25 protein-coding genes are annotated in these 25506 nt (G+C 65.3%); 14 read left to right on the forward strand and 11 right to left on the reverse strand.

Going from position 1 to position 25506, the window contains the following annotated elements:
* The first annotated feature begins 153 nt into the window (after positions 1-153).
* Positions 154-1050: an NAD(P)/FAD-dependent oxidoreductase gene (locus tag AC1DB0_RS01030; RefSeq protein ID WP_476756788.1), complete on the forward strand. Its 897-nt coding sequence runs from the start codon at positions 154-156 to the stop codon at positions 1048-1050.
* A 94-nt stretch (positions 1051-1144) separates the two neighbouring features.
* Here the strand turns inward: AC1DB0_RS01030 and AC1DB0_RS01035 are convergent, their stop codons facing one another.
* The 7 genes from AC1DB0_RS01035 to AC1DB0_RS01065 all read right to left on the reverse strand — a co-directional run bounded on the left by AC1DB0_RS01035 (position 1145) and on the right by AC1DB0_RS01065 (position 8324).
* Positions 1145-2113, reverse strand: a complete 969-nt coding sequence (locus tag AC1DB0_RS01035) for an alpha/beta hydrolase family protein (RefSeq protein WP_476756787.1) — start codon at positions 2111-2113, stop codon at positions 1145-1147.
* A gap of 206 nt (positions 2114-2319) precedes the next feature.
* Complete coding sequence (locus tag AC1DB0_RS01040) at positions 2320-4050, reverse strand: ABC transporter substrate-binding protein (protein ID WP_054421717.1); 1731 nt, start codon at positions 4048-4050, stop codon at positions 2320-2322.
* An 87-nt stretch (positions 4051-4137) separates the two neighbouring features.
* Positions 4138-4446: a DUF2160 domain-containing protein gene (locus AC1DB0_RS01045; RefSeq protein ID WP_054421715.1), complete on the reverse strand. Its 309-nt coding sequence runs from the start codon at positions 4444-4446 to the stop codon at positions 4138-4140.
* A gap of 12 nt (positions 4447-4458) precedes the next feature.
* Complete coding sequence (locus AC1DB0_RS01050) at positions 4459-5271, reverse strand: carbohydrate ABC transporter permease (RefSeq protein WP_054421712.1); 813 nt, start codon at positions 5269-5271, stop codon at positions 4459-4461.
* On the reverse strand, positions 5264-6154 hold the full coding sequence (locus AC1DB0_RS01055) for a carbohydrate ABC transporter permease (RefSeq protein ID WP_476756786.1): 891 nt from the start codon (positions 6152-6154) through the stop codon (positions 5264-5266). Before AC1DB0_RS01055 ends, AC1DB0_RS01050 begins: the two co-directional genes overlap by 8 nt.
* Positions 6151-7239: an ABC transporter ATP-binding protein gene (locus AC1DB0_RS01060; protein WP_476756785.1), complete on the reverse strand. Its 1089-nt coding sequence runs from the start codon at positions 7237-7239 to the stop codon at positions 6151-6153. The genes AC1DB0_RS01055 and AC1DB0_RS01060 overlap by 4 nt, the downstream gene beginning before the upstream one ends.
* Positions 7239-8324 carry an ABC transporter ATP-binding protein gene (locus tag AC1DB0_RS01065; protein ID WP_427951967.1) on the reverse strand — a complete coding sequence of 362 codons (1086 nt, stop codon included), beginning with the start codon at positions 8322-8324 and terminating at the stop codon, positions 7239-7241. Before AC1DB0_RS01065 ends, AC1DB0_RS01060 begins: the two co-directional genes overlap by 1 nt.
* Before the next feature lie 222 nt (positions 8325-8546).
* Between AC1DB0_RS01065 and AC1DB0_RS01070 the strand changes: the two genes are divergently transcribed.
* Together AC1DB0_RS01070 and AC1DB0_RS01075 are read left to right on the forward strand one after the other, a co-directional pair.
* A complete protein-coding gene (locus AC1DB0_RS01070) occupies positions 8547-9365 on the forward strand; it encodes a DeoR/GlpR family DNA-binding transcription regulator (RefSeq protein WP_217483338.1) in 819 nt (272 codons plus the stop codon).
* Between the two features lie 105 nt (positions 9366-9470).
* A complete protein-coding gene (locus AC1DB0_RS01075; RefSeq protein ID WP_447577929.1) occupies positions 9471-11066 on the forward strand; it encodes a glycerol-3-phosphate dehydrogenase/oxidase in 1596 nt (531 codons plus the stop codon).
* Positions 11067-11119: 53 nt separating this feature from the next.
* On the opposite strand, the gene AC1DB0_RS01080 is transcribed toward AC1DB0_RS01075, so the two are convergent.
* The 3 genes from AC1DB0_RS01080 to AC1DB0_RS01090 form a co-directional block, all read right to left on the reverse strand.
* Positions 11120-11746: an HD-GYP domain-containing protein gene (locus tag AC1DB0_RS01080; protein ID WP_447981853.1), complete on the reverse strand. Its 627-nt coding sequence runs from the start codon at positions 11744-11746 to the stop codon at positions 11120-11122.
* 166 nt (positions 11747-11912) lie between these two features.
* On the reverse strand, positions 11913-12593 hold the full coding sequence (locus tag AC1DB0_RS01085) for a type 1 glutamine amidotransferase domain-containing protein (RefSeq protein ID WP_175169063.1): 681 nt from the start codon (positions 12591-12593) through the stop codon (positions 11913-11915).
* A gap of 11 nt (positions 12594-12604) precedes the next feature.
* Positions 12605-13654, reverse strand: coding sequence for an NADP-dependent oxidoreductase (locus AC1DB0_RS01090; protein WP_175169064.1), 1050 nt, complete (start codon positions 13652-13654; stop codon positions 12605-12607).
* Between the two features lie 163 nt (positions 13655-13817).
* Here AC1DB0_RS01090 and AC1DB0_RS01095 point away from each other — a divergent pair, with 163 nt between their 5' ends.
* The 10 genes from AC1DB0_RS01095 to AC1DB0_RS01140 all read left to right on the forward strand — a co-directional run bounded on the left by AC1DB0_RS01095 (position 13818) and on the right by AC1DB0_RS01140 (position 23982).
* Entirely contained in the window at positions 13818-14552 is a 735-nt protein-coding gene (locus AC1DB0_RS01095; RefSeq protein WP_447577933.1) for a TetR/AcrR family transcriptional regulator, read from the forward strand.
* Complete coding sequence (locus AC1DB0_RS01100; RefSeq protein WP_054421686.1) at positions 14549-15514, forward strand: HlyD family secretion protein; 966 nt, start codon at positions 14549-14551, stop codon at positions 15512-15514. The genes AC1DB0_RS01095 and AC1DB0_RS01100 overlap by 4 nt, the downstream gene beginning before the upstream one ends.
* Positions 15511-16491 (forward strand): ABC transporter ATP-binding protein, encoded by a 981-nt coding sequence (locus AC1DB0_RS01105; RefSeq protein WP_054421684.1) that lies wholly within the window; start codon positions 15511-15513, stop codon positions 16489-16491. The genes AC1DB0_RS01100 and AC1DB0_RS01105 overlap by 4 nt, the downstream gene beginning before the upstream one ends.
* Positions 16488-17633 (forward strand): ABC transporter permease, encoded by a 1146-nt coding sequence (locus AC1DB0_RS01110; RefSeq protein ID WP_476756784.1) that lies wholly within the window; start codon positions 16488-16490, stop codon positions 17631-17633. The genes AC1DB0_RS01105 and AC1DB0_RS01110 overlap by 4 nt, the downstream gene beginning before the upstream one ends.
* Positions 17634-17639: 6 nt before the next feature.
* The gene (locus AC1DB0_RS01115; RefSeq protein WP_476756783.1) at positions 17640-19148 is read left to right on the forward strand and encodes an efflux transporter outer membrane subunit; all 1509 of its coding nucleotides are present in this window, start codon (positions 17640-17642) and stop codon (positions 19146-19148) included.
* 217 nt (positions 19149-19365) lie between these two features.
* The gene (locus AC1DB0_RS01120; RefSeq protein WP_476756782.1) at positions 19366-20097 is read left to right on the forward strand and encodes a response regulator transcription factor; all 732 of its coding nucleotides are present in this window, start codon (positions 19366-19368) and stop codon (positions 20095-20097) included.
* 78 nt (positions 20098-20175) lie between these two features.
* Positions 20176-20658 carry a YbaK/prolyl-tRNA synthetase associated domain-containing protein gene (locus AC1DB0_RS01125; protein ID WP_054421673.1) on the forward strand — a complete coding sequence of 161 codons (483 nt, stop codon included), beginning with the start codon at positions 20176-20178 and terminating at the stop codon, positions 20656-20658.
* A gap of 53 nt (positions 20659-20711) precedes the next feature.
* Entirely contained in the window at positions 20712-22691 is a 1980-nt protein-coding gene (locus AC1DB0_RS01130; RefSeq protein WP_476756781.1) for an FUSC family protein, read from the forward strand.
* Between the two features lie 3 nt (positions 22692-22694).
* Positions 22695-23468: an NRDE family protein gene (locus tag AC1DB0_RS01135; protein ID WP_054421667.1), complete on the forward strand. Its 774-nt coding sequence runs from the start codon at positions 22695-22697 to the stop codon at positions 23466-23468.
* A gap of 79 nt (positions 23469-23547) precedes the next feature.
* Positions 23548-23982: a flagellar hook assembly protein FlgD gene (locus AC1DB0_RS01140; RefSeq protein WP_054421665.1), complete on the forward strand. Its 435-nt coding sequence runs from the start codon at positions 23548-23550 to the stop codon at positions 23980-23982.
* 71 nt (positions 23983-24053) lie between these two features.
* Here AC1DB0_RS01140 and AC1DB0_RS01145 read toward each other — a convergent pair whose 3' ends face one another.
* Complete coding sequence (locus AC1DB0_RS01145) at positions 24054-24428, reverse strand: MAPEG family protein (RefSeq protein WP_175169069.1); 375 nt, start codon at positions 24426-24428, stop codon at positions 24054-24056.
* A gap of 143 nt (positions 24429-24571) precedes the next feature.
* Here AC1DB0_RS01145 and AC1DB0_RS01150 point away from each other — a divergent pair, with 143 nt between their 5' ends.
* Entirely contained in the window at positions 24572-25420 is an 849-nt protein-coding gene (locus AC1DB0_RS01150; protein ID WP_476756780.1) for a lysostaphin resistance A-like protein, read from the forward strand.
* Positions 25421-25506: the final 86 nt, after the last annotated feature.

Raw genomic sequence — 25506 nt, forward strand, 5'->3', positions numbered from 1 at the left:
AACGTGGCACGGAATCGAGAATACACCGCCCGATGGTGCGCGCGACATCCCGGCATCCACCAATACAGAACAACATAAGTTGCGTGAATTCCCACCTTCGATTTATCATGCAACTTACCAAGTATCTTGATAACCGCTGAAGGAGATTTTCAGATGACCTACGACGCCATCATCGTGGGCGGCAGCTTTGCCGGCCTGTCCGCCGCCATGCAATTGGCTCGCGCCAGACGGCGCATTCTGCTGATCGACGGCGGTTTGCCGCGCAACCGGTACGCTGCGCATTCACACGGATTTCTGGGCCAGGACGGCAAGGCGCCGTATGAGATCGTGCGAGAAGCGCGCGAGCAGCTGGCGCAGTACCCCACCGTCAAGTTTCTGGACGGCCAGGCGGTCAAGGCGCGCGAAGACGCGGGCCTGTTGCGCGTGACCATCGAAGACGGACAGGACGTTCAAGGCAAGCGCCTGATTCTGGCGACGGGCTTGCGTGATGAATTGCCGGCGCTTGCGGGCTTGCAGGAACGCTGGGGCCAGACCGTCTTGCACTGCCCCTACTGCCACGGCTATGAAGTCGCGGGCAGCCCGCTGGGCGTGATGGCGGCGCACCCGCTGTCGGCGCACCAGGCCATGCTGCTGCCGGATTGGGGCCCCACCACTTACTTCACGCAGGGCGAATTCGAACCGGATGCGAAGCAAGCCGCCCTGCTGGAAAAACGCGGCGTGCGCATTGAACGCACGCCCATTGTGGAATTGATGGGCACGGCCCCGGCGCTGGATGCCGTCAAACTTGCCGATGGGCGGCGCATGGCGATCCACGCGCTGTTTGTCGCCAGCAAGACGCACATGGCCAGCCCCTTGGCCATGCAGCTGGGCTGCGCATTCAACGACGGGCCGCTCGGGCCGTTGATCCGGGTGGATGAGCTGCGGCAAACATCAATTCCCAACGTCTATGCCGCAGGCGACGCCGCCATTCCGATGAGCAACGCCACACTCGCCAGCGCCTCGGGCGTCATGGCGGGCGTATGCGTGCACCGATCGCTGGTGATGGAATAGGAAATTGGGCAAAAACGAATTTGCCCTGGCGAATTAGGAGTCGGCAAATCGCGATTGGCGAGTCGCAAACAGGCGAATGGCCAACACGCCTTCGCTATAGATTCGATTTGAAGAATTCAACGACTTTGGCGTTGAAGTCGTGATGGAATTGCGCCCGGTCAAACGCCGCAGCGTCCTGGCAGATGGCAGGCGACGACTGCGCCTGCTCGGGCGAGCACGGCGCCAGAAAAGCGAAATGCCCCGCACCTTGGGCCACCTGGAAACCCGTCGTGGCAGGCAACGCCTGACGCACGGCTTCCACACGGGCGGGCGTCACCCCATCACCGCCCTGCTCCGACGCCCACAGCTGCACGGGAATCTTCACGGCTTTCAAGGCATCGCCCGGAAACGCGTTCAACGGGTCGGCAATCACCGCCGCCTTGATGCGTGCGTCTTGCACATAGGGCTGCTGCGGAATTTTTCCGCTGGCGATGTCACGGCACATCGGCAGCGTGGGCGCATCCTGGCACACGGCCAGCCCCGCCTGGAAATCCGGCTTGGCGCCCGCCAGCACCAGCCCGGTATAGCCGCCGCGCGAAAAACCGAAGACGCCAATCTTCGACGGGTCCACCTTCGCCTGCTGCGGCCACGCTGTCGTCATGTAGTCAAGCAAGCGCCGCATTTCACGAGGCCGCGTCGAGAAAATCGACAGATACCCCTGGCGCGACCGGTCTTGCGCGTTGTCGCCGACATGATTGATTGCCGCCACCACAAAGCCCGCGTTCGCCAGCGCGGCCGCGGTGTCGTGATGGCTCAGGAACGAGCCCGCCGAGCCGTGCGAGATCACGATCAACGGATGCCGGCCGTCCGGCACCGGGCAATTCAACACGCCGGGTATCGTCGCGGCGCCCACCTTGATATCCGTGACGGGCGTGGCGCACGGATACCAGATGGCGCCGGTCAGCCCGGGGCCATTCATGTCCATGGAAATGTTCAAACGTTGAAAACCGGCGGCGTGCGACGACGCCATCGCCAGGCCAAAAACGGCGGCTGCACTGATACGGCCAAGAAGATGCGTGGACATGCTGAATGGAAATTCCGCGAAGAGGCAAAGCAGGAAAGCCGGCATTATCCCATCGCCGCCACCCGAAAAAACCGGAATAAAAAAGGCGCTGCGTTGCCGCAGCGCCGGGTTGGGGATACCCGATTACCGATTACCGACTACCGATAACGGATTACGGGTTGGGGATACCCGATACCGGATACCGGTACCCGATACCCGATACCCGCTTACCGCACCTTGCCCTCCTTCCAAGCCGCCAGCAGCTTTTCATACGGAATGGTTTCGCCCTTGGGCTTCTCATTCGCCAGCTTCTTCCACGGCGCATGCTGGTCCGACAGCCACTTGCTGGGGTCGCTCTTGGCATTGAGCTTCGGCGCGCATTGCGCCATGCCGGCGCGCTCCAGGCGCGCCATTACCTGATCCATTTCATTGGCCAGGTTGTCCATGGCGGCCTGCGGGGTCTTTTCGCCCGTGACGGCGGTGGCTACGTTCTTCCACCACAGTTGCGCCAGCTTCGGGTAGTCGGGCACGTTGTTGCCGGTGGGCGTCCAGGCCACGCGCGCCGGGCTGCGATAGAACTCGATCAGGCCGCCGTAGTTGGCCGCGTTCTTGGTGAAGAATTCGCTATTGATGTCGCTGTCACGAATGAAGGTCAGCCCGGTAATGGACTTCTTCAACGACACCGATTTCGACGTGACGAACTGCGCGTACAGCCAGGCGGCAGCCATCTTGTCGGGGTTGGTGGACTTGAAGAACGTCCACGAGCCCACGTCCTGATAGCCGTTCTGCATGCCGTCCTTCCAGTACGGGCCGTAAGGCGACGGGGCCATGCGCCACTTCGGCGTGCCGTCATCGTTCACGACCGGCAGGCCCTTCTTGGTCATGTCGGCGGTGAATGCCGTGTACCAGAAGATCTGCTGCGCAATCTGCCCTTGGGCCGGCACGGGGCCAGACTCCGAGAACGTCATGCCCATCGCCTGCTGGGGCGCGTACTTCTTCATCCAGTCGATGTACTTGGTCAGGGCATAGACGGCGGCCGGGCTGTTGGTGGCGCCCCCGCGCGACACCGATGCGCCCACTGGCGTGCACTTGTCGTCGGCGACACGAATGCCCCATTCGTCTACCGGCATACCGTTGGGCAGGCCCTTGTCGGCGGCGCCCGCCATCGACAGCCACGCGTCGGTAAAGCGCCAGCCCAGCGACGGGTCTTTCTTGCCGTAGTCCATGTGGCCGTAGACCTTCTTGCCGTCGATCTCCTTGACGTCGTTGGAGAAGAAGTCGGCAATGTCTTCATAGGCGGACCAGTTGGTTGGCACGCCCAGGTCGTAGCCGTACTTGGCCTTGAACTTGTCTTTCAGGTCCTGGCGGGCAAACCAGTCGGCGCGGAACCAGTAGACGTTGGCGAACTGCTGGTCGGGCAGCTGGTACAGCTTGCCGTCCGGCGCGGTGGTGAACTTGGTGCCGATGAAGTCCTTGATGTCCAGGTTGGGGTTGGTCCATTCCTTGCCCGCCCCGGCCATGTAGTCGGACAGCGGCAGAATGGCGCCGTAGCGGTAGTGGGTGCCGATCAGATCCGAGTCCGAGATCCAGCCGTCGTAGATGGACTTGCCGGACTGCATGGACGTCTGCAACTTTTCAACGACGTCGCCTTCCTGGATGAGATCGTGGTTGACCTTGATGCCGGTGATTTCACTGAACGCCTTGGCCAGCGTCTTCGATTCGTACTCGTGCGTGGTGATGGTTTCCGACACCACACTGATTTCGTTGACGCCCTTGGCCTTCAGCTTGGCGGCGGCGTCCATGAACCATTTCATCTCGGCCATCTGCTGGTCTTTGGATAGCGTGGATGGCTGGAACTCAGCATCTACCCACTTCTTCGCTTCGGGCTCRCCCGCCCACGCCCCTGACGTTCCGATCAGGGCGATAGCGGCCGCCACGGCGTGCATGCGCATTTTCATGACCTGTCTCCTCGAATGTCCTTCCCCATCTTTTGCTGCGGACCCCTGGCCGGGGAAGATACGGGCCGTAGTCCTTCCTGATCCCCTTCAGCCTTTTCTCATGATGAAGGCCAGCAGCAACATGGACAGCACGAAGCTGATCCATACCGATGGAGGCTCGTCCAGCGAAAACCATTCCACCGCTTTCTGGCCAAACCCCAGAAACGCCAGGTTGAGCCAGGCTGCGGCCATCAAGCCGATGAACAGCCGGTCGCCGCGCGTGGTGCGCAACGGCAGAAAGCCCTTGCGCTCAACCGTGGGCGACTTCAATTCCCAGACCGTCATGCCGATCAGCATCAGCACGATGCACGAAAAGAACACGGCGACGGGGGTGGTCCATACCATCCAGCTGAACATGTCGCGCCCCCTCTACACGCGGCCCATCGCGAAACCTTTCGCGATGTAGTGCCGCACGAACCAGATGACGATGCCGCCCGGCACGATGGTCAACACGCCGGCCGCCGCCAGCACGCCCCAGTCCATGCCGGAGGCCGACACGGTTCGGGTCATGGTGGCGACGATGGGCTTGGCGTTGACCGACGTGAGCGTGCGCGCCAGCAGCAGTTCCACCCAGCTGAACATGAAGCAGAAGAAGGCCGCCACGCCTACCCCCGACTTGATCAGCGGCAGGAAGATCGTCAGGAAAAAACGTGGAAACGAGTAGCCGTCGACATAGGCGGTTTCGTCAATTTCGCGCGGCACGCCCGACATGAAGCCTTCCAGAATCCACACGGCCAGCGGCACGTTGAACACCAGATGCGCCAGCGCCACGGCCAGGTGCGTGTCCATCAGGCCGAACGAGCTATACAGCTGAAAGAACGGCAAGAGGAACACGGCGGGCGGCGTCATGCGGTTGGTGAGCAGCCAGAAGAACACGTGCTTGTCGCCGATGAAGCGGTAGCGCGAAAACGCATAGGCCGCGGGCAGCGCCACGGCCAGCGAGATCACGGTGTTGATGACCACGTAGATCAGCGAGTTGATGTAGCCCGAATACCAGGCCCGGTCAGTGAAGATGGTGCGGTAATGCTCGAACGTGAAGTCGCGCGGCCACAGCGTCAGCGTGCTGACGATTTCCGTATTGGTCTTGAACGACATGTTCAGCATCCAGTACAGCGGCAGGATGGCGAACACCAGGTACAGGATCAGGAAGGCGGAACGCCACCAGGTCGATTGGTCACGCATGGGGATGCTCCTCGTCCAGGCCGCCGGAGGTGCCTGCGCGCTGCATCCAGTTGTAGAGGATGAAGCACAGCAGCAGGATGATCAGGAAGTAGATGATGGAGAACGCCGCGGCCGGGCCCAGGTCGAACTGGCCCACGGCTTTTTGCGTCAGGTATTGCGACAGGAACGTGGTCGCGTTGCCCGGCCCGCCGCCGGTCAGCACGAACGGCTCGGTGTAGATCATGAAGCTGTCCATAAAGCGCAGCAGCACGGCAATCATCAGCACGCCGCGCATCTTGGGCAGCTGGATGTAGCGGAACACGGCCAGCCGCGACGCCCCGTCGATGCGGGCGGCCTGGTAGTAGGCGTCGGGAATGGCGCGCAACCCCGCGTAGCACAGCAGCGCGACCAGCGGCGTCCAGTGCCACACGTCCATGACCAGCACGGTCACCCAGGCGTCGAGGTCGTTGCCGGTGTAGTTGTAGTCCACCCCCAGCCAGGTCAAGGTGGCGCCCAGCAGGCCGATGTCGGTGCGGCCGAACACCTGCCAGATGGTGCCCACCACGTTCCATGGAATCAGCAACGACAGCGCGATGATCACCAGCACGGCAGAGGCGCGCCAGCCGCCGGCGGGCATGGACAGCGCCAGCAAAATGCCCAGCGGAATCTCAATGGCCAGCACCGCCAGCGAAAAGCCGATCTGCCGGAACAAGGCGCCGTGCAATTCTTCGTCCTGCAAGACAGCGGCAAACCATTCCGTGCCGACGAACACGCGGCGTTCGGGGGAAATGATGTCTTGCACCGAGTAGTTGACGATGGTCATCAGCGGCAAGATCGCCGAAAACGCCACGCACAGCACCACGGGCAACACCAGGAACCAGGCTCGATGATCGATGGGTTTCATGGGATCAGCACCTCGTCGCGATAAAAGCAGGTGTGCGGATTCAGCACCGACAGCCAGACCGTGCCGCCCGCCGCCACGGGCACGATGTTGCTGCCCAGCCGGGCGCGCACGGCGGTGCCTTCGAAGTCGGCCACCAGCAAGGTGTAGGTGCCCACGTCTTGCACGCGGTCCACCCGCATGGGCACGGCGCCTGCCGCGCCGGGTTCGGTGACGCGCAGGTATTCAGGCCGCACGCCCAGCTTGACGGGGCCGGCGCCTTCCAGCTTGGCGGCGAGCTCGCCGCTTGCGCCTTCAACCCGCGCCTGCCCTACCGTCAGCCCGCCCTCGCGCCACTGCGCCGGCAGGAAGTTCATGCCCGGCGAACCGATGAAATGGCCCACGAAGGTATGCGCGGGCCGTTCGAACAAGTCGTCCGCGCTGCCCACCTGCACGGCGCGGCCGCGCGCCATCACCATGACCTGGTCGGCAAAGGTCAGCGCTTCGGTCTGGTCGTGGGTGACGTAGATCAGCGTCAGCTTGAATTCGTGATGGATTTCCTTGAGCTTTCTGCGCAACTCCCATTTCAACTGGGGGTCGATGACGGTAAGCGGTTCGTCAAACAAAATCGCCGACACGTCGCTGCGCACCAGGCCCCGGCCCAGCGAGATCTTCTGCTTGGCGTCCGCCGTCAGGCCGCTTGCGCGCCGGTCCAGCACGGAAGACATTTCCAGCATCTCGGCGATGCGGCCCACGCGTTCGCGGATGCGGTCTGGCGGGATGCCCCGGTTGCGCAGCGGGAACGCCAGGTTTTCGGCCACCGTCATCGTGTCGTACACGACCGGAAACTGGAACACCTGAGCGATGTTGCGCGCCTGCGGCGTCTTGGCCGTGACGTCCTGCCCATCGAACAGAATCCGGCCATGCGACGGCTGCAGCAGCCCCGACACGCAGTTAAGCAAAGTTGTCTTGCCGCAGCCCGATGGCCCCAGCAAAGCGTACGCGCCGCCATCGCGGAACGTGAACTTCAGCGGCAGCAGCGCGTAGTCCTCGTCGGTTTGGGGATGGGCGACGTAGGAATGGGAAAGGTCCAGCTCAATCTGCGCCATCAGGTCAGCTCCCCGGCGCCCGCGGGCTGGCGCGGCGCGGCCAGCAGCGCGCCGTCGGCGCCAAAGGCGTAGGTCTGCGCGGGGTCGAAGTACAACTGCACGCGCTCGTCCAGCTTGTACCGGTGCACGCCGGGCAACTGCGCCACCACATCGCCCGCTGCGGTTTCGGCATGCACAAAGGTATCGGAACCTGAAATCTCGGCCAGCTTCACCGTGCCCGGCAGGCTCAGGTGGCCCGCGCGCGGTTCCACATCCAGCGCGCCCGCCCGCAAGCCGGCGGTGATGTCGCCCCCGGCGTTGGCGGGCAAGTGGCGGTCCACCGCCAGCTCGCCTTGCAGGACGAAACCCGTGCCGGTGCGCCGCGCGGGAAACAGGTTCATGGGCGGGTCGCTGAACGCGCGCGCCACCCGGATGGAATTGGGCCGGTGAAAGACCTCGGCGGTGGGGCCGTATTGCAGCAGTTCGCCGGCATCTAGCACGGCGGTGTGGCCGCCCAACAACAGCGCTTCGCCCGGTTCCGTCGTGGCGTACACCACGGTCGAGCGCCCTTCGGCGAACAATTCCGAAAGCTCGTCGCGCAATTCTTCACGCAGCTTGTAGTCCAGATTGACGAGCGGCTCGTCCAGCAGGATGAGCGGCGCGTCCTTGACCAGCGCGCGCGCCAGCGCCACCCGCTGCTGCTGCCCGCCCGACAATTCAGACGGATAGCGCTCAAGCAAGTGGTCTATGTGCAGGCGCGCCGCCATGGCGCGAACTTTTTCGCGGATGTCCCGTTCGCCGCGCAGCTTCAGCGGCGACGCAATGTTGTCGTAAACCGACATGGACGGGTAATTGATGAATTGCTGATACACCATCGCGACGTTGCGCTGGCGCACGGGAACGCCTGTGACGTCGGCGCCATCGACCAGCACGCGGCCTTCGGTGGGCCGGTCCAGCCCGGCCATGATGCGCATCAACGAGGTTTTGCCGGCCAGGGTCACCCCCAGCAGCACCGTCATGGCGCCCGGAACCGGGGCCAGGCTCATGGGAGTCAGGTGCGTTTGCGAACCGGCGCGCAAACCTATCCTGTCCAGGGTCAGCTGCATCTAGTCTCCTCAACCTACTTATATGTCCCTGTTTTTACAAACGGACTTCGGCATTCGGTACAGCGCGGCACAACTTCCCAGCCGTTGCGCGCAGGGGCGCAACACGATGAGCATACTCTTTCAGATGGCTTTCGTTTTTTGTGCGTTTTACCGAAGAAGCGAACAAAAAACAATCTTGCAGTGCGGCATTATTTTTCGCTTTTGTTGTTTTATCATTCGCATATGACATTAAATCCACGACAGAGCGCCTTGGTCGAAATGGTGCGAGCCCAAGGCTCGGCCACGATCGAAGAACTCGCCAAACGCTTTGACGTCACGCTGCAAACCGTGCGGCGGGACGTGAACATCCTTTCGGAAGCCGGCCTGCTGTCGCGCTTCCATGGCGGCGTGCGCATTGAAGCGTCCACCATCGAGAACATTGCCTACCGCAAGCGCCAGGGCCTGCACGCGGCCGGCAAGCAGCGCATTGCCGAAGCCGTGGCGCGCGCCGTGCCGGACGGCTGTTCGCTGATTCTGAACATTGGCACCACCACCGAAGCCATCGCGCGCGCCCTGCTGCGCCATCGCGGCTTGCGCGTCATCACGAACAACCTGCATGTGGCGGACATTCTGTCTGACAACCCGGACTGCGAAGTCATCGTGGCGGGCGGCGTGGTGCGGTCGCGCGACCGCGGCATCGTCGGCGAAGCCACCATGGATTTCATCCGCCAGTTCAAGGTGGACATCGGGCTGATCGGCATTTCGGGCATCGAAGCCGATGGCACGCTGCGCGACTACGACTTCCGCGAAGTGCGCGTGGCGCGAACCATCATCGAGCAATCGCGCGAGGTCTGGCTGGCGGCAGACAGCAGCAAGTTCAAGCGCCAGGCCATGGTGGAACTGGCGCATATCTCGCAGATTGACCGTTTCTTTACCGACGCGCATCCGCAGGAACCGCTGGCGCAAGTGTTGCTGGATTCCGGCGTGCGCTGCGACGTTGCGGCGGCCCCGAATCCGGCTGGCGCAACCGTCACGACGACCTCCTCGGCAACCCCCGCTTGAATGTGAACGCCAGACCCGGGAGCGCCAGACCCGGCCCACCCGCCCGCCACTGACGCCCCGCACGAATCCACCCGAATTTAATTGGCGGCTTTGCCGCAACAACTTATGAACCAACCGCTAGCCAACGTCACCCCGCCCGATCGCAACCGCCTGTTGTCCACGCTGGACAACACGCCGTCCTGGGACGTCATCGTCATCGGCGGCGGCGCAACGGGCCTGGGCACCGCCGTGGATGCCGCCTCGCGCGGGTTTCGCACGCTGCTGATCGAAGGCGCCGACTTCGCCAAAGGCACGTCCAGCAAAGCCACCAAGCTGGTGCACGGCGGCGTGCGCTATCTGGCGCAGGGCAACGTCAGCCTGGTGCGCGAAGCGCTGCACGAACGCGGCCTGCTCAACCGCAACGCGCCGCATCTGGTGTGGCCGCTGGGCTTTGTGGTGCCGGCCTACAACCTGCTGGATCAGCCCTTCTACGGCATCGGCCTGAAGATGTACGACATGCTGGCCGGCAAGCTGAACCTGGCGCCCAGCCGCTGGCTGTCGCGCCGCGACACGCTGGCCAACGCGCCGACGCTGGCTGAAAAGGTCAACGGCCGCGGTTTGAAGGGCGGCGTGCTGTATTACGACGGCCAGTTCGATGACGCGCGCCTGGCCATGAGCCTGATGCGCACGCTGTTCGATCTGGGTGGCACGGCGGTGAACTACGTGCGCGCCACGGGCCTGACCACCAGCAACGGCAAGGTGGACGGCGTGACCGCCCAAGACGTGATCGGCGGCGCCAGCTTTTCGCTGCGCGCGCGTTGCGTGATCAACGCCACGGGCGTCTGGGTGGACGCCGTGCGCCGCATGGAAGACAAGAACGCGCAGACCATGGTGGCGCCCAGCCAGGGCGTGCACCTGACCTTGCCGCAGGATTTCCTGCCGGGCAAGCGCGCCATCCTGATCCCGAAAACCGACGACGGCCGCGTGCTGTTCGTGGTGCCATGGAATGGCCACACCATCGTCGGCACGACTGACACGCCGCGCAACGACCTGCCGCTGGACCCGGAAGCGGGCGCGCAGGATGTGGACTTCATTCTGAGCACGGCCGCGCGCTACCTTAGCCGCAAGCCCACGCGCGATGACGTCACCAGCGTCTGGGCGGGTCTGCGTCCGTTGGTCAAGGCTACGGGCGATGCGTCGACCAAGCAGCTGTCGCGCGAGCACACCATTCTGGTGTCCAACGCCGGGCTGGTGACGGTAACGGGCGGCAAGTGGACGACCTACCGCCGCATGGCGCAAGACGTGGTGGACACGGCGATTCAGCATCAGCTGCTGACGCAAGCCACCTGCCGCACCGAGTCCCTGCCCTTGCATGGCGCGTCGGGCCTGACGCCTGCGCAAGAACACGCAGGCACGCCGGACAGCTATTACGGCAGCGATCTGGCCACGCTGAAGGCCTTGCCGGGCGCCGAGCGCATGCTGATCAAGGCCAGCGGCCTGACCGAAGCGCACGTGCGTTTCGCTGCGCGCTTTGAACTTGCGCGCAGCGCCGAAGACGTGCTGGCGCGCCGCAACCGCGCGCTGTTCCTGGACAGCGAAGCCGCAATGCTGGCCGCCCCGGAAGTGGCGCGCATCCTGGCCGAAGAACTGGGCCACGACGCAGCGTGGCAGCAACGCACGCTGCAAGATCTGGCCGTGGTGGCGGCGAAGTACCGGCTGTAATTACCGGCTGTAGTTAGCGCCTGTAGTTAGCGCCTGTAGTTAGCGCCTGTCATTCACGGCACCCGCAACGGGCTGACCAGAATCATCGCTTCAAACACGCGCAGCATGTCGGGGTCGCATTTTGACCCCGCTTCGCGATTCAGGATGCGCATGATCTCGGCGTGCGACCGAGCAGGATGGTACGGCCGCGTATCGCCCAGCGCATCGTAGGAATCGGCCAGCGAAATGATGCGCGAGAGCATCGGGATGTCGTGTCCCGACAGCCCGGCCGGGTAGCCCGACCCATCGAAATGTTCATGATGATGCCGTACCGCCAGCGCGATCAGATCGCGCTGCGGCATGGCGCTGTGCATGATGATGTCGGCGCCGGTTGCGGCATGCCCCTTCATGATTTCCCAATCTTCCGCTTCCAGCCGGTTCGGCGAAAACAGCACGCGGTCAGGGGTGCCGATCTTGCCCACGTCATGCAGGCGGGCGGCGACGGCAACGGCCGCTTGTTCGGATTCGCTCAGGCCGCAGGCTTGGGCCAGCGCCACACTTAAGGCGACCACGCGGTCGCAGTGGCGGCCGGTGGCGAGATCTCGCGCTTTCATGGCCGCAAACAGCGCGGCCTCGCAGGAACCTGCGGCGGCATGACAGCCGCTGGAACCTTCGGAGTTTTCGGGTACGTCGGGAGGCATCAGGGAAGGCGCGCCGCTGCAACGGAGAGGCACGCTTGTGTCAGAAAGTAGCAATTCTGACACAGTGTGCCGAACTTCAACCCAAACAGAGCGATGACCCGGCAAGCGGCGCAGATGCTGCCTTTGCCGCCGCCCCGCTCCAGCTGGCAACGATTTCAGGCCATTATCAGTTCTTCAGCCGCGCCAGCAACGCCTGCGCCACTCCCACTGACGATGCCGGATTCTGCCCCGTAACCAGCAAACCATCGCTGACCACATAGGGCTGCCAATCGGGCCCCTTGCTGTACACGCCGCCCAAGCGGACCAGTTCATCTTCCACCAGAAACGGCACCACGTCGGTCAGTTGCACCGCCGCCTCTTCCGCGTTGGAAAAGCCCGTGACCTGACGGCCTTGCACCAGCGGTTTGCCATCAGCGGTCTTCGCGTGGCGCAGCACGCCGGGCGCGTGGCACACCGCCGATACCGGCTTGCCCGCCGCCAGCATCGTTTCAATCAAGGCCACCGATTTGGCGTCTTCCGCCAAGTCCCACAAGGGGCCGTGGCCGCCCGGATAGAACACCGCGTCGTAGTCCGCCGCCTGCACCTCGGCCAGGCGGCGGGTGGACGCCAATAGGCGCTGGGCCTCGGCATCCTGGCGAAAACGGCGCGTGTCGTCCGTCTGCGCGTCGGGGTCATCGCTCTTGGGGTCCAGCGGCGGCTGGCCGCCTTGCGGCGAGGCCAGCGTCACCGTCGCGCCCGCGTCGACAAACGCGTAGTACGGCGCGGCAAACTCCTCCAGCCAGAAGCCGGTCTTGCGGCCCGTGTTGCCCAGCGTGTCGTGGGAAGTCAGCACGATCAGGATTTTCATGTTGTGCGTCCTTAAGCTGCGGGTTGCTCGTCCGGGCCGACGCGCACAATGCGCTTGCCCGCGTTTTCGCCCTTCAGCAGGCCCATCAAGCCGCGCGGCGCGTTCTCCAGGCCTTCAACCACGTCCTCGCGATACTTGATGCGCCCTTGCTGGATCAGCCCTTCCATCGCGTCACGGAATTCACCATAGCGATGCGCGTATTCGTTGAAGATGATGAAGCCCTGGAACGTCAGGCGCTTGGTCAGGATGGTGCGCATCAGCAGCGCCAGGCGGTCGGGGCCTTCCGGCTGGCTGGTGGCGTTGTAGGCCGAGATCAGGCCGCAGACCGGCACGCGCGCACGCGGGTTCAAGAGCGGCAGCACCGCATCAAACACCGCGCCGCCCACGTTTTCGAAATACACGTCAATGCCTTGCGGCACGGCGCGCGCCAGGCGGCCGGCCAGATCGGGCAGCTTGTGGTCCAGGCAGTCGTCAAAGCCCAGTTCATCAACCACATAGCGGCACTTGTCCGCGCCGCCCGCAATGCCCACGACCTTGCAGCCGTGGATTTTGGCGATCTGCCCCACGACCGCGCCCACCGCGCCGCTGGCGGCGGCCACGACGACGGTCTCACCCGCCTTGGGTTTGCCGATGTCCAGCAGCCCCATGTAGCCGGTAAAGCCGGGCATGCCCAACACGCCCAGCGAATACGACGGATGCTGCGGCTTGGCGCCCAAGCGCAGCAGGCCCGCGCCATCGGACAAGGCGTAGTCCTGCCAGCCGGACTGGGCCAGCACCCATTCGCCCACCGGGAAATCAGGATGATTCGACGCCACCACGCGCGTGACGGTGCCGCCCACCATGGGCTGCCCCACTTGCACGGGCTCGGCGTAGGACGGCGCATCGCTCATGCGGCCGCGCATGTAAGGGTCCAGCGACAAGTACACGGTGCGCAGCAGCACCTGGCCGGGCCCGGGCTTCGGGACTTCGCCTGTTTCCAGACGGAAATCGCTGTCTGCCGGTTCGCCATGCGGGCGAGCGGCAAGCACGATACGGCGGTTGATCGACGGTGATTGCGACATGAATCCAGCCTCCTACGGGGGAAGCCGCCCGGGTCTTGCGGGCAAGGCCCGGGTGGCAAGATGGGGAACGGCCCATTACACCATCGAAGCCCCGCCCACTGTTTTGTAACCCTGGCGCTTGCTCCCCTTTTAATTAATTAAAGACTTAATTAAACTGCGGCCCATGTCTTCGCCCTCTTCCACCCCGCGCCGTCCCGGCCGCCCCGTGCGCCCCGACAACGCCGCCATGCGCGCCAACTTGCTCGACATCGCCACGGGCCTGTTCGCCGCCCAAGGCGTGGCGGCCACCACCATTTCGGATATCGCCCAGCTTGCGGCCGTCACGCCGGCGATGCTGCATTACTACTTCAAGAGCCGCGACCAATTGATTGATGCCGTGGTGCAGGAGCGGGTCTTGCCGGTGATCGGCTTCGTGTGGGCGCCGGTGCCGTTGATGGCGGAATCCGCAGGCGACACGAACGCGGACCCCGCCGCCGCCGCACGCCGCTACCTGGTTGAAATCGTCAACCGCATCGTGCAGAGCGCCACCGAACGGCCGTGGCTGCCCGCCTTGTGGATGCATGAAGTCGTCAACGAAGGGGGCCAGTTGCGCGAACGCGTGTTGCCCCATCTGCCGTCAGAACGCTTGCAGGTGTTTGCGGGGCTTATTGCTCAAGCCCAGGGCCAGGGCGGGATCACGCCGGGCGTGGAACCCCGGCTGGTGTTCCTGTCCATTCTTGGCCTGACCTTGCTGCCGCTTGCCACGTCCAACCTGTGGCGCCGCATCTGGCAAGGCGATGCGCAAGCGCAAGCGATCGACACCCGCGCCATCGCCGCCCACGCCATCGCCATGCTGACTGGCGGTTTGTTTTCGCCGCCCGCCCCGCCCACCACCGCTCCCCAGGAATGCCAACCATGAGCATGCCGCGCCCGCTGTTGCATTGTTCCCTGCCCACGCTGGCGCTGCTGCTGCTGGCCGGTTGCGGCAACGACAGCCATCCCTTCTATCAAGGCTATGTCGAAGGCGATTACGTGTATGTGGCCTCGTCCGAGGCCGGCCGGCTGGATGCGCTGGCCGTCAAGCGCGGGCAGCAGGTGGCGGCCGACGCGCCGCTGTTCACGCTGGAGGCCACGCGCGAACGCGCGGCCCGCGATCAGGCCAGCGCGCAATTGGCGGCGGCCACCGCGCAGCTGGAAGACATCGCCACCGGAAAACGCCCGGAAGAAGTGGATGTGAGCCGCGCGCAGTTGGCGCAGGCCGAAGCCGCCAGCCGCCGCTCGGCCGCGCAACTGCAACGCGACGCCGCGCAATTCCGCATCGGCGGGATTGCGCGCGCGCAGCTGGACGACAGCCGCGAACAGGCGCAGTCGGACGCCGCCCGCGTGCGTGAACTGCGCGCGCAATTGGAAGTGGCCAACCTGCCCGGCCGGCAGGATCAGCGCCGCGCGCAGGCCGCACAGGTCGATGCCGCGCGCGCCACGCTGGCCCAAGCCGAATGGACGCTGGCGCAAAAGCAGCTGGGCGCCCCGGCGGCTGGCCAGGTGTTTGACACGATGTACCGCGTGGGTGAATGGGTGCCCGCTGGCAGCCCCGTCGTCAGCCTGCTTCCGCCCGGCAACATCAAGGTGCGCTTCTTCGTGCCGGAAACGGTGGTGGGCGCATTGAAAGTCGGCCAGCAGGCCACCTTGCGCTGCGACGGCTGCGGCGACCCGATACCCGTGCATATCGACTACGTGTCGAATCAGGCCGAGTACACGCCGCCCGTCATCTACAGCCGCGAAAACCGCAGCAAGCTGGTGTACATGGTCGAAGCGCGCCCCACGCCCGACGCCGCCACGCGCCTGCATCCGGGCCAGCCCGTTGAGGCAACGCTGCAATGAACGCGCCGGACAACGCCCGCCCCGCCCCCAGCGCCGTGCCCGCCCCCGGGCGCGCCGTCATCGACGTGCATGGGCTGAACAAGCATTTTGGCGACAAGCACGTCGTCAACGATGTGTCGCTGCGCGTGCAGGAAGGCGAGATCTTCGGCTTTCTTGGCCCCAACGGCAGCGGCAAGACCACCTGCATCCGCCTGATGTGCGGCCTGTTGACGCCCGACTCGGGCAGCGGCACCTGCCTGGGCTTCGACATCCTGCGCGAAAGCGCCGAGATCAAGCGGCATGTGGGCTACATGACGCAAAAATTCTCGTACTGGGACGACCTGACGATTCGCGAAAACCTGGACTTCGTGGCGCGCATGTATGGCATGCCGCAGCGCAACGACACCGTGGACCGCGCGCTGGAAGAGCTGGGCCTGCAAAGCCGCGCCAAACAGTTGACGGGGTCGCTGTCGGGCGGATGGAAGCAACGGCTGGCGCTGGCCGCCTGCCTGCTGCACGAACCGCGCCTGCTGCTGCTGGACGAACCCACCGCAGGCGTGGACCCGACAGCGCGGCGCGACTTCTGGGAACAGCTGCATGAACTGGCCGCGCGCGGCATCTCGGTGCTGGTCAGCACGCATTACATGGACGAAGCCGAGCGCTGCCACAAGCTGGCCTATATCTCGTATGGCCGTCTGCTGACGCAAGGCACGGCAGACGAAGTGATTGCCGAACAGCACCTGACCACCTGGGCCATCCACGGCCATAACCTGGTGCCGCTGGGCAAGCGCTTGCGCGGCGCGCCGGGCGTAGACCAGACCGTCGCCTTCGGCTCGGCGCTGCACATCAGCGGCCGCGACGCCGAACTGCTTGAACGCACGCTGCGCCAGGCCATCGACGGCCAGGACCTGCGGCTGGAACGCATCGACACCAGTCTTGAAGACGTCTTCATCTATTTGATGAACCGGTCCACCGACAACTTCGCGAGCCCGCCATGATGCGCCATTTGCGGGGTTTTTCGTGGTCGCGCTGGTGGAGCATGGTGCTCAAAGAGTTTCTCCAACTGCGCCGCGACCGCATCACGTTCGGCATGATTGTGGGCCTGCCCATCATGCAGCTGGCGTTGTTCGGTTACGCCATCAATACCGACCCCAAGCAGATGCCCACGGCGGTCATCACCGCCGACCACAGCCCCTTCACGCGCAGCTTCATCGCGGCGATGAAGTCGTCAGACTATTTCCACATCACCGAAGAACTGGACAACGAGGAAGCCGGCCGCGCGGCGCTGGCGCAAGGCCGTGTGCTGTTCGTCGTGACGATCCCGCCGGACTTCTCGCGCCGCTTATTGCGCGGCGAGCGCCCCGCGTTGCTGATTGAAGCCGACGCCACCGACCCCATGGCCACCGGCATGGCGATTGGCGCGGCGACCCAGTTGACGCAAGCCGTGGCGCAGAAGGACCTGACGGGGCCGCTTGCCGGCCTGGCGGGCGGGCAACCCGCGTTCGACGTGCGCGTGCACCAGCTCTATAACGAAGAGCAGATCTCGCAATACAACACCGTGCCGGGCCTGATGGGCGTGATCCTGACGATGACGCTTGTGATGATGACGGGCCTTGCCATGACGCGCGAACGCGAGCGCGGCACGATGGAAAACCTGCTGGCCATGCCAGTGCGCCCGCTTGAGGTGATGACGGGCAAGATCGTGCCCTACATCGCTATCGGCCTGATCCAGGCCACCATCATTTTGCTGGCCGCGCACTTTGTGTTCCATGTGCCGATTCTGGGCAGCCTGTTGTCGGTGTATATGGCGGCGCTGCTGTTCGTGGCGGCGAACCTGACGGTGGGGATCACGCTGTCGTCGCTGGCGCAGAACCAGCTGCAAGCCATGCAGCTGACCATGTTTTATTTCCTGCCCAACATGCTGTTGTCCGGCTTCATGTTCCCGTTTCAGGGCATGCCGATGTGGGCCCAGTACCTGGGCAACCTGCTGCCGCTGACGCACTTCAACCGGCTGATCCGCGGCATTCTGCTCAAAGGCAACGGCTGGTGGGACCTGTGGCCCAGCATCTGGCCGCTGATACTGTTCACCGCCGTCGTCATGACCCTTGCCGTGAAGTTCTATCGCCGAACCCTGGATTGACGCGCCATGTCCCTGCCCCCACGCCTTTCTTTTTCACCCCTTTATTTGCCGCACCGCCGCCCGCCCCTGGCGGCGCTGAGCCTGCTTGCGCTGCTGGTTTCCGGATGCGCGGTGGGGCCTGATTTTCAGACGCCCGCCGCACCGGATGTGGCGGCGTACTCCGCGCAAGACAGCGCCACAACAAGCGGCGCACAGCAACTGAAACCCGGCGCCGATATCCCCGCGCAATGGTGGACGCTTTTTCATTCCGACGCGCTAGATCAATTGGTGCGCCAGGCGCTCGACGCCAGCCCCACCTTGGATGAAGCGCGCGCGCGGCTGCGCCAGGCTAGTGAAGATCTGGACGCCGAGACGGGCGGCCGCCTGGCCCCATCGGTTGACGCCAACCTGTCGGGTGCCCGCAAGAAGGTGGACCCGTCCGCTTATGGCGTGCCCGTTGCCGAATTGCCGCCACCGTTCACGCTCTACAACGCGTCCATTGATGTGTCCTACACGCTGGATGTGTTTGGCGGCAACCGCCGCGCGCTGGAAGGCATGGCCGCGCAAGTGGATTATCAGTCGCACGAATGGCAGGCCGCGCGGATGTCGCTGGCCGCCAACGTGGTCACCGCCGCCATTCGCCAGGCGGACTTGTCCGAACGGCTGGCCGCCACCCGCGAATTGCTGGCGGCGCAGCTGCGTCAGCAAGACATCATGCGGCAACGCGTGGCCGCGGGCGGCGTCGCGCAGGCAGACTTGAGCAATCAGGAATTGCTGGTGGCGCAAACGCGCGCCACCTTGCCGCCGCTGGATAAGCAGTTGTCGCAAGCGACCCACCAATTGGCCGTCTATCTGGGCTTGCCGCCCGCTGCGCTGACGACGCCGCCGTTGCGCCTGGCCGACCTGACGCTGCCCGCCGACGTTCCCACCGGCGTGCCGTCCGCCCTGACACGGCAGCGGCCCGACATCCTGGCCGCCGAAGCGTTGTGGCATAAAGCGTCCGCGGATGTGGGCGTGGCCACGGCAAATCAGTATCCGCAGTTCACATTAACGGCCAGTTTCGGGTCGCAACGCACCAGCGTGGGCGATATTGGCAACGGCGTGAACGTGTGGAACCTGGGGCTGGGATTGGTGCAACCCTTATTTCGCGGCGGTGAACTTCGGGCACGCAAACGCTCGGCCGAAGCCGCGTATGAAGCGGCTGCCGCGTCGTACCGGCAGACCGTGCTGGATGGTTTTCGCCAAGTCGCCGATGCGCTGCGCGCCGTGCAAACCGACGGCGAAGCCTTCGCTGCCTATGACCAGGCCTGGCGCCGCGCCGAGGACGCCGAACGCATCGCGCAAGGCCGGTATCAAGCCGGCGGCATCAGCCATCAAAGCCTGCTGGACAGCCAGCGCCAGCTGCTGCAAACGCGCATTGCACGCACCGAGGCGGATGCCGCGCGCTATGCGGATACCGCAGCGCTGCTGCAAGCGCTGGGCGGCGGCTGGTGGAACGAACCCGCGGATGCTGCGCCCGCCACTGCAACCCGATAGCGCCCGCGCGTTCAACCCCGAGTCAGAGGGGTGGCACCTTTCTCTGATTCAAACAATGTTCGACCCGATCAGGCGTGCGCACCCCGCCCGCGCGTAGCAGATGGCCCGCAATCATGTCTGAGAATTCGGGTACGAAAGTGGCGTTGTGCGACGTTTGGGAAATGGTGGTATCCGTAGCATCATGCATGCGCTCAAGCTGCACAGATCACTACGATTCATGAATGACCTACTAGACCTGATCGTCTTCTCTCCCGATCCCGACCAACGAGTGCGCCGCAGCGACGCACTGGCTGGCATGGGATTTTCGCCTCGACGCTGTGAGGACTCCAATGGCCTGTTCCGCCTGTTCCAGGCGCGCCGCACGCCTTTGTTGGTGATGGAAGCCGAATTAACCGACCTTTGTATGGCCGTCGCAGGTCTGCGCGCCATGGACACCACCGCCGGCATTGTTGCGGTCTCAACCTTCGACACGCCTGAAAACCGCATCCTGGGGCTGCATTGCGGCGCCGACGCCTGCTTTCAGCCCGACGTGGCCACCGCCGAAATCGCTGCGGCATTGCAGGCGCTGGTGCGCCGCGTTCCGGCCACGGGGCGCCGCCCGCTTGTGCCGGAGATCGAGCCGCGCGTCGTGCCCGCCGCGCCGGTCATCGCCGATGCGCCGGGAAAATGGCAATTCCACGACGCCGCCTGGACGCTGGTCAGCCCGCAAGGCACGCGGCTGTCTTTGACCTTGGCCGAGCGCGAGTTCATGCTCAAGCTCACGGCGTCCGCCGACAAACGCTTGCCGCGCAGCGACCCGCCGGGCGTGGACTCGCAAGCCGGGCGCGAATCCGTCCGCCGCACCGACGTCGTCGTCAGCCGCTTGCGGCGCAAGGCGCTGGACGTGAACGTAGAGCTGCCCATCCGCACCGTTTGGGGCTGGGGCTATGCCTTCACCGGAGACATCTGAGCGCCGCTGGCGGGCGTATCATGCGACGTGCGGGGCCGCGAATTGCGGCCCCCGTCCGTCCACCTTTCTATTGCCGCCATGGAAGTCTTTGAACGCCTTCAAGCCCTGCTCGCCCAGCACCAGGTTCGCCACCGCCTGATCGAACACGCGGCGGCGGGCCGATCCGTGGAAGTTGCCGCAATACGCGGCACCGAAGTCAGCCAGGGCGCCAAGGCGCTGGTCTGCCGGGTGAAGATCTCGTCCAACGTGCGCAAGAACGTGCTGGCCGTGTTTCCGGCCGACCAGCAGGCCGACCTGGACGCCATTGCACGCGCCGCAGGCGGCAAAAAGGCGTCGCTGGCCTCGCAAGACCTGGCGCGCGAACTGACCGGGTGCGAGATCGGCGCCATCCCGCCCTTTTCCTTCAACCCCGACCTGCACTTGCTGGTGGACCCCACCTTGCGCTTACGCCACGATGAAATCGTGTTCAATGCCGGCCGCCTGGACGCGTCCATTCTGTTGAACACGGAAGACTACTTCCGGCTGGCCGCGCCCGATGTGGCGCCGCTGATCAAGGCCTGACGCCCCCCCCACCATGATGTCGCCTCCACGATGTCACCCACTCTGAAGCCGCCGTGTCCCGCTCATTCCTGACCCGCGGCACGCGCAGCTCGAACATGCGCTGGCTGATGAGCCTGGCGCATATGGAGCCTTCGCCCGTCAGCCGATGGGTGGCGCTGCGTGCGGCGCTGGCGATCGGCTTGCCATCGGCGGTGGGCCTGGCGCTGGACCAAAGCGCGGCCGCCGCCCTGGTTGCGCTGGGCGCGCTGCCCGCCATCACCGGCGACAACGGCGGCCCCTACCGCAACCGGGCGCTGTCCATCGGCTCCACCGTTTTTGGCGGCGCCTTGGGCTACCTGCTGGGCAACCTGGTGGCTGGACATGGCTTGTGGACCAGCGCCGCGATGACGCTGCTGGTGCTCATCGCCAGCCTGATCGGCACGTTCAACAACATCGCCGCGGTGGCCACGCTGCAATTCGCGGTGTACGTCATTGTGGGCGCGAGCCTGACCTCGACCCTGCCGCCCTGGATGCCGTCGGTGCTGGTGGGCGCAGGCGGCTTGTTCGGCTTGGCGCTGACCTTGTCGGGGTGGGTGGTGAACCCCATCGCGCCCGAACGCGCCGCCGTGGCGCTGGCGTACCGCAAGCTGGCCGCCATGTTTGCCGCCATTGGCACGTCGCGCACGATGGTGGCGCGCCGCGATATGGAAGCGGCCATGACCACCGCTTACGACACCGTGCTGGCAGCGCGTGGCCGGGCGATGGGGCCATCGCCCCGGCTGGCGCGGCTGGCGGCGCAGTTGCAGGCCTGCACGCCACTGACCAATGCCGCGCTGGCGCTGGCGCGCGCGGGCCGCGTGCTGCCGCCTGAATGTGCGCGCGTCATGAACCGCCTGGCGGATCGCGTGGAGAACGACGCTGAACCCGACCCAGGCGACGATATCGCCGCCTTGCGCCTGGCCAATATGCCGCAACTGGCCGACGCCCTGGCGCAGGCGTTGCCGTTGCTGGATGGCGCAAAGCCCGTCAACCCGGACCCGCTGGCGGGGCTTGCACCCGTGCGGCCGCGCACGCCCTGGCGGGTGCTGGCGCGCACGTATCGGCCCGGGCCCACGACGGTGCGCTACCTGATCCGGCTGGCGCTGTGCCTGATCGCGGCGGAAGCCGTGGCGATGGCCGCATCGCTGCCCCGGTCGTACTGGGTGCCGCTGATTGTCGTGGTCATCTTCAAACCGAACTTTGGGTCGGTCTTTGCGCGCGCGCTGCAAAGCTGCGGCGGCAGCGTGGTGGGCGTGGCCATCAGCGCGACCGTGCTGGCCGTGGACCAGAGCGGTGTGGCCAGCCTGCTGACGGTGGCGGCGCTGGCCGCGTTGCTGCCCTGGTCCATTCGCCGCAACTACGGTTTGTTCTCGGCCATTCTGGTGCCCATCCTGATGCTGTTGATTGGCGCCCTGCAACCCGGCACCTGGACCATCGCATTGGCCCGGCTGGTGGATGTGGGCGTGGCGGCCGGCATTGTGCTTGTGGTGGGCTACCTGCCCTGGATACGCATCGAACGCAGCAACCTGGACCACGCCGTGTCCGCGTCGATGGACACCTTGGCGGCCTATCTGAACACCGTATTCCAGGCCGATCCGGCCAACCGCCATGACCTGCGCGCTCGCGCCTATGCGCGGCTGTCTGACCTGCGCATCGCCTTGCAGCGCGGGCTGTCTGAACCGCGTCTGGTCAGCCGCCGCGCGCTGGCATGGTGGCCGGTCGAGGTGGCGCTGGAACGCGTGGCCAACGCCATCTCGGACACCGCGTGGTCATGGCCGGAAGGCCAGACGCCGCCCAGCGCCGCCGAAGTTGCGCAATTGGCCGACGCCTTGCACGCCATGAGCGTCGCCGTCGACCAAGGCGTGGCCATGCCCGCCACCGCCGTCACCGCCCCCTCGCCCGCACTGGCCGATGTGGCCGCCGAAATCGAAGCCTTGCGCGCCGTGCTGGCCGGGCCGGATTTTGCAGCCGCCCCCGGCGCTGGCGCCCCCAAACACCCCGTCCACCAGGTCTGAACCATGTGTCTTGCCGTATTGGCCCTGCATGCCTTGCCGGGCATCCCCGTCTTGATCGCCGCCAACCGCGATGAATTTCACGCGCGTCCCACGCGCCCCGCCGCGCAATGGGATGACGCGCCGGCCATCTACGCGGGCCGCGACGGCTTGGCAGGCGGCACCTGGATGGGCGTGACCACGTCGGGGCGTTTTGCGCTGGTGACCAATTTCCGCGAGCCCGGCAAACACCTGAACCCGGCGCCGTCGCGTGGCGCGCTGGTTGAAGATTTTTTGCGCGGCACGGCCTCGCCTGCCGATTACCTGGCGAGCACGCACGCTGGCGATCAGGCGTACAACGGCTTCAACCTGATCGTGGGCGACACGCGCGAAGCCTGGTATTTGAGTAATCGCAATGGTGGCCCGCGCGCGCTTGAACCCGGTATCTATGCGCTGTCCAACCACTTGCTGGACACGCCGTGGCCCAAGCTGGCCCGCACCAAGGCGGCGTTCACGGCCGTGTTGGCGCAGTCACCCCAGCCCGATCTGCCTGCGCTGTTCGACGCATTGGCCGACCGCCAAGCCGCTGACGATGAAGACATGCCCGCCACGGGTCTGCCGCGAGATCGCGAAAAACTATTGAGCAGCCCGTTTATCGTCAGCCCCGACTATGGCACTCGCAGCTCCAGCGTCTTGGCGCTCCATGAAGGCGGCGCCGGACAGCTGGATGAAAGGCGCTTTGCGCCTGACGGCACGGTCAGCGGGGAAAGCCGGCTGACCTTTGATTGGCAGGCCGCATAACGCGGCGATATGCTGGGCAAGCGCGAACTCCCGGGCGGCATGCCAGTCGAAATCCTCAGGTCCTTATCAGGAGACCCTTATGAACAAACGCATTGAACGCTGTACCTTGGCCGCCATGATGGCGGTGGGCAGCATCGCACTGGCTGGCGTCTTGTCGACCGCGCAAGCGGCGTTGCCGCCCGTCAAACATCAGGGCACGGTGCAGTACGTAAGCGGCGGCATCGGCATTGACGAATCGGAAGCCATGAAGGCGGCCGCCAAGGACTATCCGCTGGCGCTCACCTTCGCCGCGCAACGCGACGGCAAGGCGGACTATGTGGCCAGCGTCGGCGTCGCCATTCATGACGCGCAAGGCAAGGAAGTCTTGAAGGCCACGTCCGAAGGCCCGTACATGCTGGTCAAGCTGCCGGCAGGCGCTTACAAGATTTCAGCCACCTATGAAGGCAAGACGCAGGAACGGGCGGTGACAGTGCAGAACACCGGCACCGCCCGCGCGACATTTGAGTGGAAATAAGCGAGTGGAAATAAGAGCACGCACGCCGGCGAGGGGCACCGCCCCCGCCGCGTAGCAAAAGCGCTGGTGCGTCAGACGCCCGAGAACAGGATGGCGATCACGAAACCCACGCTGACCGCCCAGACCAGCGAGCGCAGCGCGCCCCAGCCCGCCAGGTACATGGCGATGTAGCCCAGCCGTACACCCAGCCAGCACGCCATCAAGGTGGCAACATGCGCAGGCGGCGCCTGGTTGTACAGCGCGAACAACACGGCGGCGTAGAAGAACGGCAGCGCCTCGAAGGTGTTGACCTGCGCCGCGTTGGCCCGCGCACGCCAGCCTTGCTGACGGGCCAGCCACGCCCGCGGATCGTTGTTGTCGTACTTGTTGCCGCCCGCCTTGGCGAGCAGCGCCGATACGAACGGCAGAATCGCCGCCGCCAACATCAACCACGCGATCATTTTCATTTTGACTCCCGGTGCTGGCGAACAAACGGGTCCGCCGGATACATGGCGGGCCTGCGCCGCCGCTGCGGCATGGTCGCCTGAAAGCGGCGAAATGAAAAGCCTGCACGTAAACTCTGCGCTTTGCCTTCGCATGCTTGCCCTCCATGCCCTTGCTTAGCCCCTGGTCTGCGCTGTTTCTTTCCGCCGCCCTGCTCTGGCCGCCCGCCACGCGCCGCTGGGCGCTGGCGCCGTTGGCGGTGGCGTGGGGGTGGGCGTTGGCGGATGGCGTGATCGACCCGGTGGCGCTGATGGCGCCGGCGCTGTTGCTGCTGGCGGCCGTGTGCGTCCGGCCGGCGGCACCTGACGCGGCCCGCGCGGCCGGGCATGTGTTGTTTCTGCTGCTGGCTGCGGCGCTGTTCCTGCATGGGCTGCCGGGGTTCCACAACCCGCAGGTCATCGCCCCCGCGCCGCTAAGCTCCGACGCGCTGCCGTTCGGCATGTACCTGAACCTGGACAAACCGCTGGTCGCGTTCTGGGTGGTGCTGGCGCTGGCCCCGCCGATGGCAGGCGCATCAGGGCGCGCAACCCTCGCCGCCGCCGTGCTGGCCTGCGCGGGCGCGGTGCTGGCGTGTTTGGGATTGGGGTTGGCGTTGAACGTGGTGGGCTGGGCGCCCAAGTGGCCTGAACCTGCCTGGATCTGGCTCGTCAACAACGCATTGCTGGTCACGCTGGCCGAAGAGGCGCTGTTTCGCGGCTATGTGCAGCAGCAGTTGTCGATGCGCTGGCGCCGCCATGCCTGGGGCGGCTGGGCGGCGCTGGCGATTGCCGCCGTGCTATTCGGACTGGCGCATTACGCGGGCGGCTGGCAGTGGATGTTGCTGGCCAGTTGCGCGGGCGTGGCCTACGGCGTGGCGTATCGATACGGCGGACTTGCCGCCGCCGTGCTGGCGCACCTGGGCTTGAACGCCGCGCACTTCGGCTTGTTTACGTACCCGATGCGCGCGGTGTTCTAGGGCCGAACCGGCACGGGCTAACGCGGCCCAAGTGCCGCTAAGCGGCCCGAGGAGGCCCGACGTCCCCCGAAGCGGCCGGCGTTGGC

Source organism: Achromobacter sp. 10T422, from assembly GCF_056394065.1.

Coding starts and splice junctions, on each gene's coding strand:
- AC1DB0_RS01030 (WP_476756788.1), top strand. CDS start 154: ATGACCTACGACGCCATCATCGTGGGCGGCAGCTTTGCCGGCCTGTCC.
- AC1DB0_RS01035 (WP_476756787.1), bottom strand. CDS start 2,113: ATGTCCACGCATCTTCTTGGCCGTATCAGTGCAGCCGCCGTTTTTGGC.
- AC1DB0_RS01045 (WP_054421715.1), bottom strand. CDS start 4,446: ATGTTCAGCTGGATGGTATGGACCACCCCCGTCGCCGTGTTCTTTTCG.
- AC1DB0_RS01050 (WP_054421712.1), bottom strand. CDS start 5,271: ATGCGTGACCAATCGACCTGGTGGCGTTCCGCCTTCCTGATCCTGTAC.
- AC1DB0_RS01055 (WP_476756786.1), bottom strand. CDS start 6,154: ATGAAACCCATCGATCATCGAGCCTGGTTCCTGGTGTTGCCCGTGGTG.
- AC1DB0_RS01060 (WP_476756785.1), bottom strand. CDS start 7,239: ATGGCGCAGATTGAGCTGGACCTTTCCCATTCCTACGTCGCCCATCCC.
- AC1DB0_RS01065 (WP_427951967.1), bottom strand. CDS start 8,324: ATGCAGCTGACCCTGGACAGGATAGGTTTGCGCGCCGGTTCGCAAACG.
- AC1DB0_RS01070 (WP_217483338.1), top strand. CDS start 8,547: ATGACATTAAATCCACGACAGAGCGCCTTGGTCGAAATGGTGCGAGCC.
- AC1DB0_RS01075 (WP_447577929.1), top strand. CDS start 9,471: ATGAACCAACCGCTAGCCAACGTCACCCCGCCCGATCGCAACCGCCTG.
- AC1DB0_RS01080 (WP_447981853.1), bottom strand. CDS start 11,746: ATGCCTCCCGACGTACCCGAAAACTCCGAAGGTTCCAGCGGCTGTCAT.
- AC1DB0_RS01085 (WP_175169063.1), bottom strand. CDS start 12,593: ATGAAAATCCTGATCGTGCTGACTTCCCACGACACGCTGGGCAACACG.
- AC1DB0_RS01090 (WP_175169064.1), bottom strand. CDS start 13,654: ATGTCGCAATCACCGTCGATCAACCGCCGTATCGTGCTTGCCGCTCGC.
- AC1DB0_RS01095 (WP_447577933.1), top strand. CDS start 13,818: ATGTCTTCGCCCTCTTCCACCCCGCGCCGTCCCGGCCGCCCCGTGCGC.
- AC1DB0_RS01100 (WP_054421686.1), top strand. CDS start 14,549: ATGAGCATGCCGCGCCCGCTGTTGCATTGTTCCCTGCCCACGCTGGCG.
- AC1DB0_RS01105 (WP_054421684.1), top strand. CDS start 15,511: ATGAACGCGCCGGACAACGCCCGCCCCGCCCCCAGCGCCGTGCCCGCC.
- AC1DB0_RS01110 (WP_476756784.1), top strand. CDS start 16,488: ATGATGCGCCATTTGCGGGGTTTTTCGTGGTCGCGCTGGTGGAGCATG.
- AC1DB0_RS01115 (WP_476756783.1), top strand. CDS start 17,640: ATGTCCCTGCCCCCACGCCTTTCTTTTTCACCCCTTTATTTGCCGCAC.
- AC1DB0_RS01120 (WP_476756782.1), top strand. CDS start 19,366: ATGAATGACCTACTAGACCTGATCGTCTTCTCTCCCGATCCCGACCAA.
- AC1DB0_RS01125 (WP_054421673.1), top strand. CDS start 20,176: ATGGAAGTCTTTGAACGCCTTCAAGCCCTGCTCGCCCAGCACCAGGTT.
- AC1DB0_RS01135 (WP_054421667.1), top strand. CDS start 22,695: ATGTGTCTTGCCGTATTGGCCCTGCATGCCTTGCCGGGCATCCCCGTC.
- AC1DB0_RS01140 (WP_054421665.1), top strand. CDS start 23,548: ATGAACAAACGCATTGAACGCTGTACCTTGGCCGCCATGATGGCGGTG.
- AC1DB0_RS01145 (WP_175169069.1), bottom strand. CDS start 24,428: ATGAAAATGATCGCGTGGTTGATGTTGGCGGCGGCGATTCTGCCGTTC.
- AC1DB0_RS01150 (WP_476756780.1), top strand. CDS start 24,572: ATGCCCTTGCTTAGCCCCTGGTCTGCGCTGTTTCTTTCCGCCGCCCTG.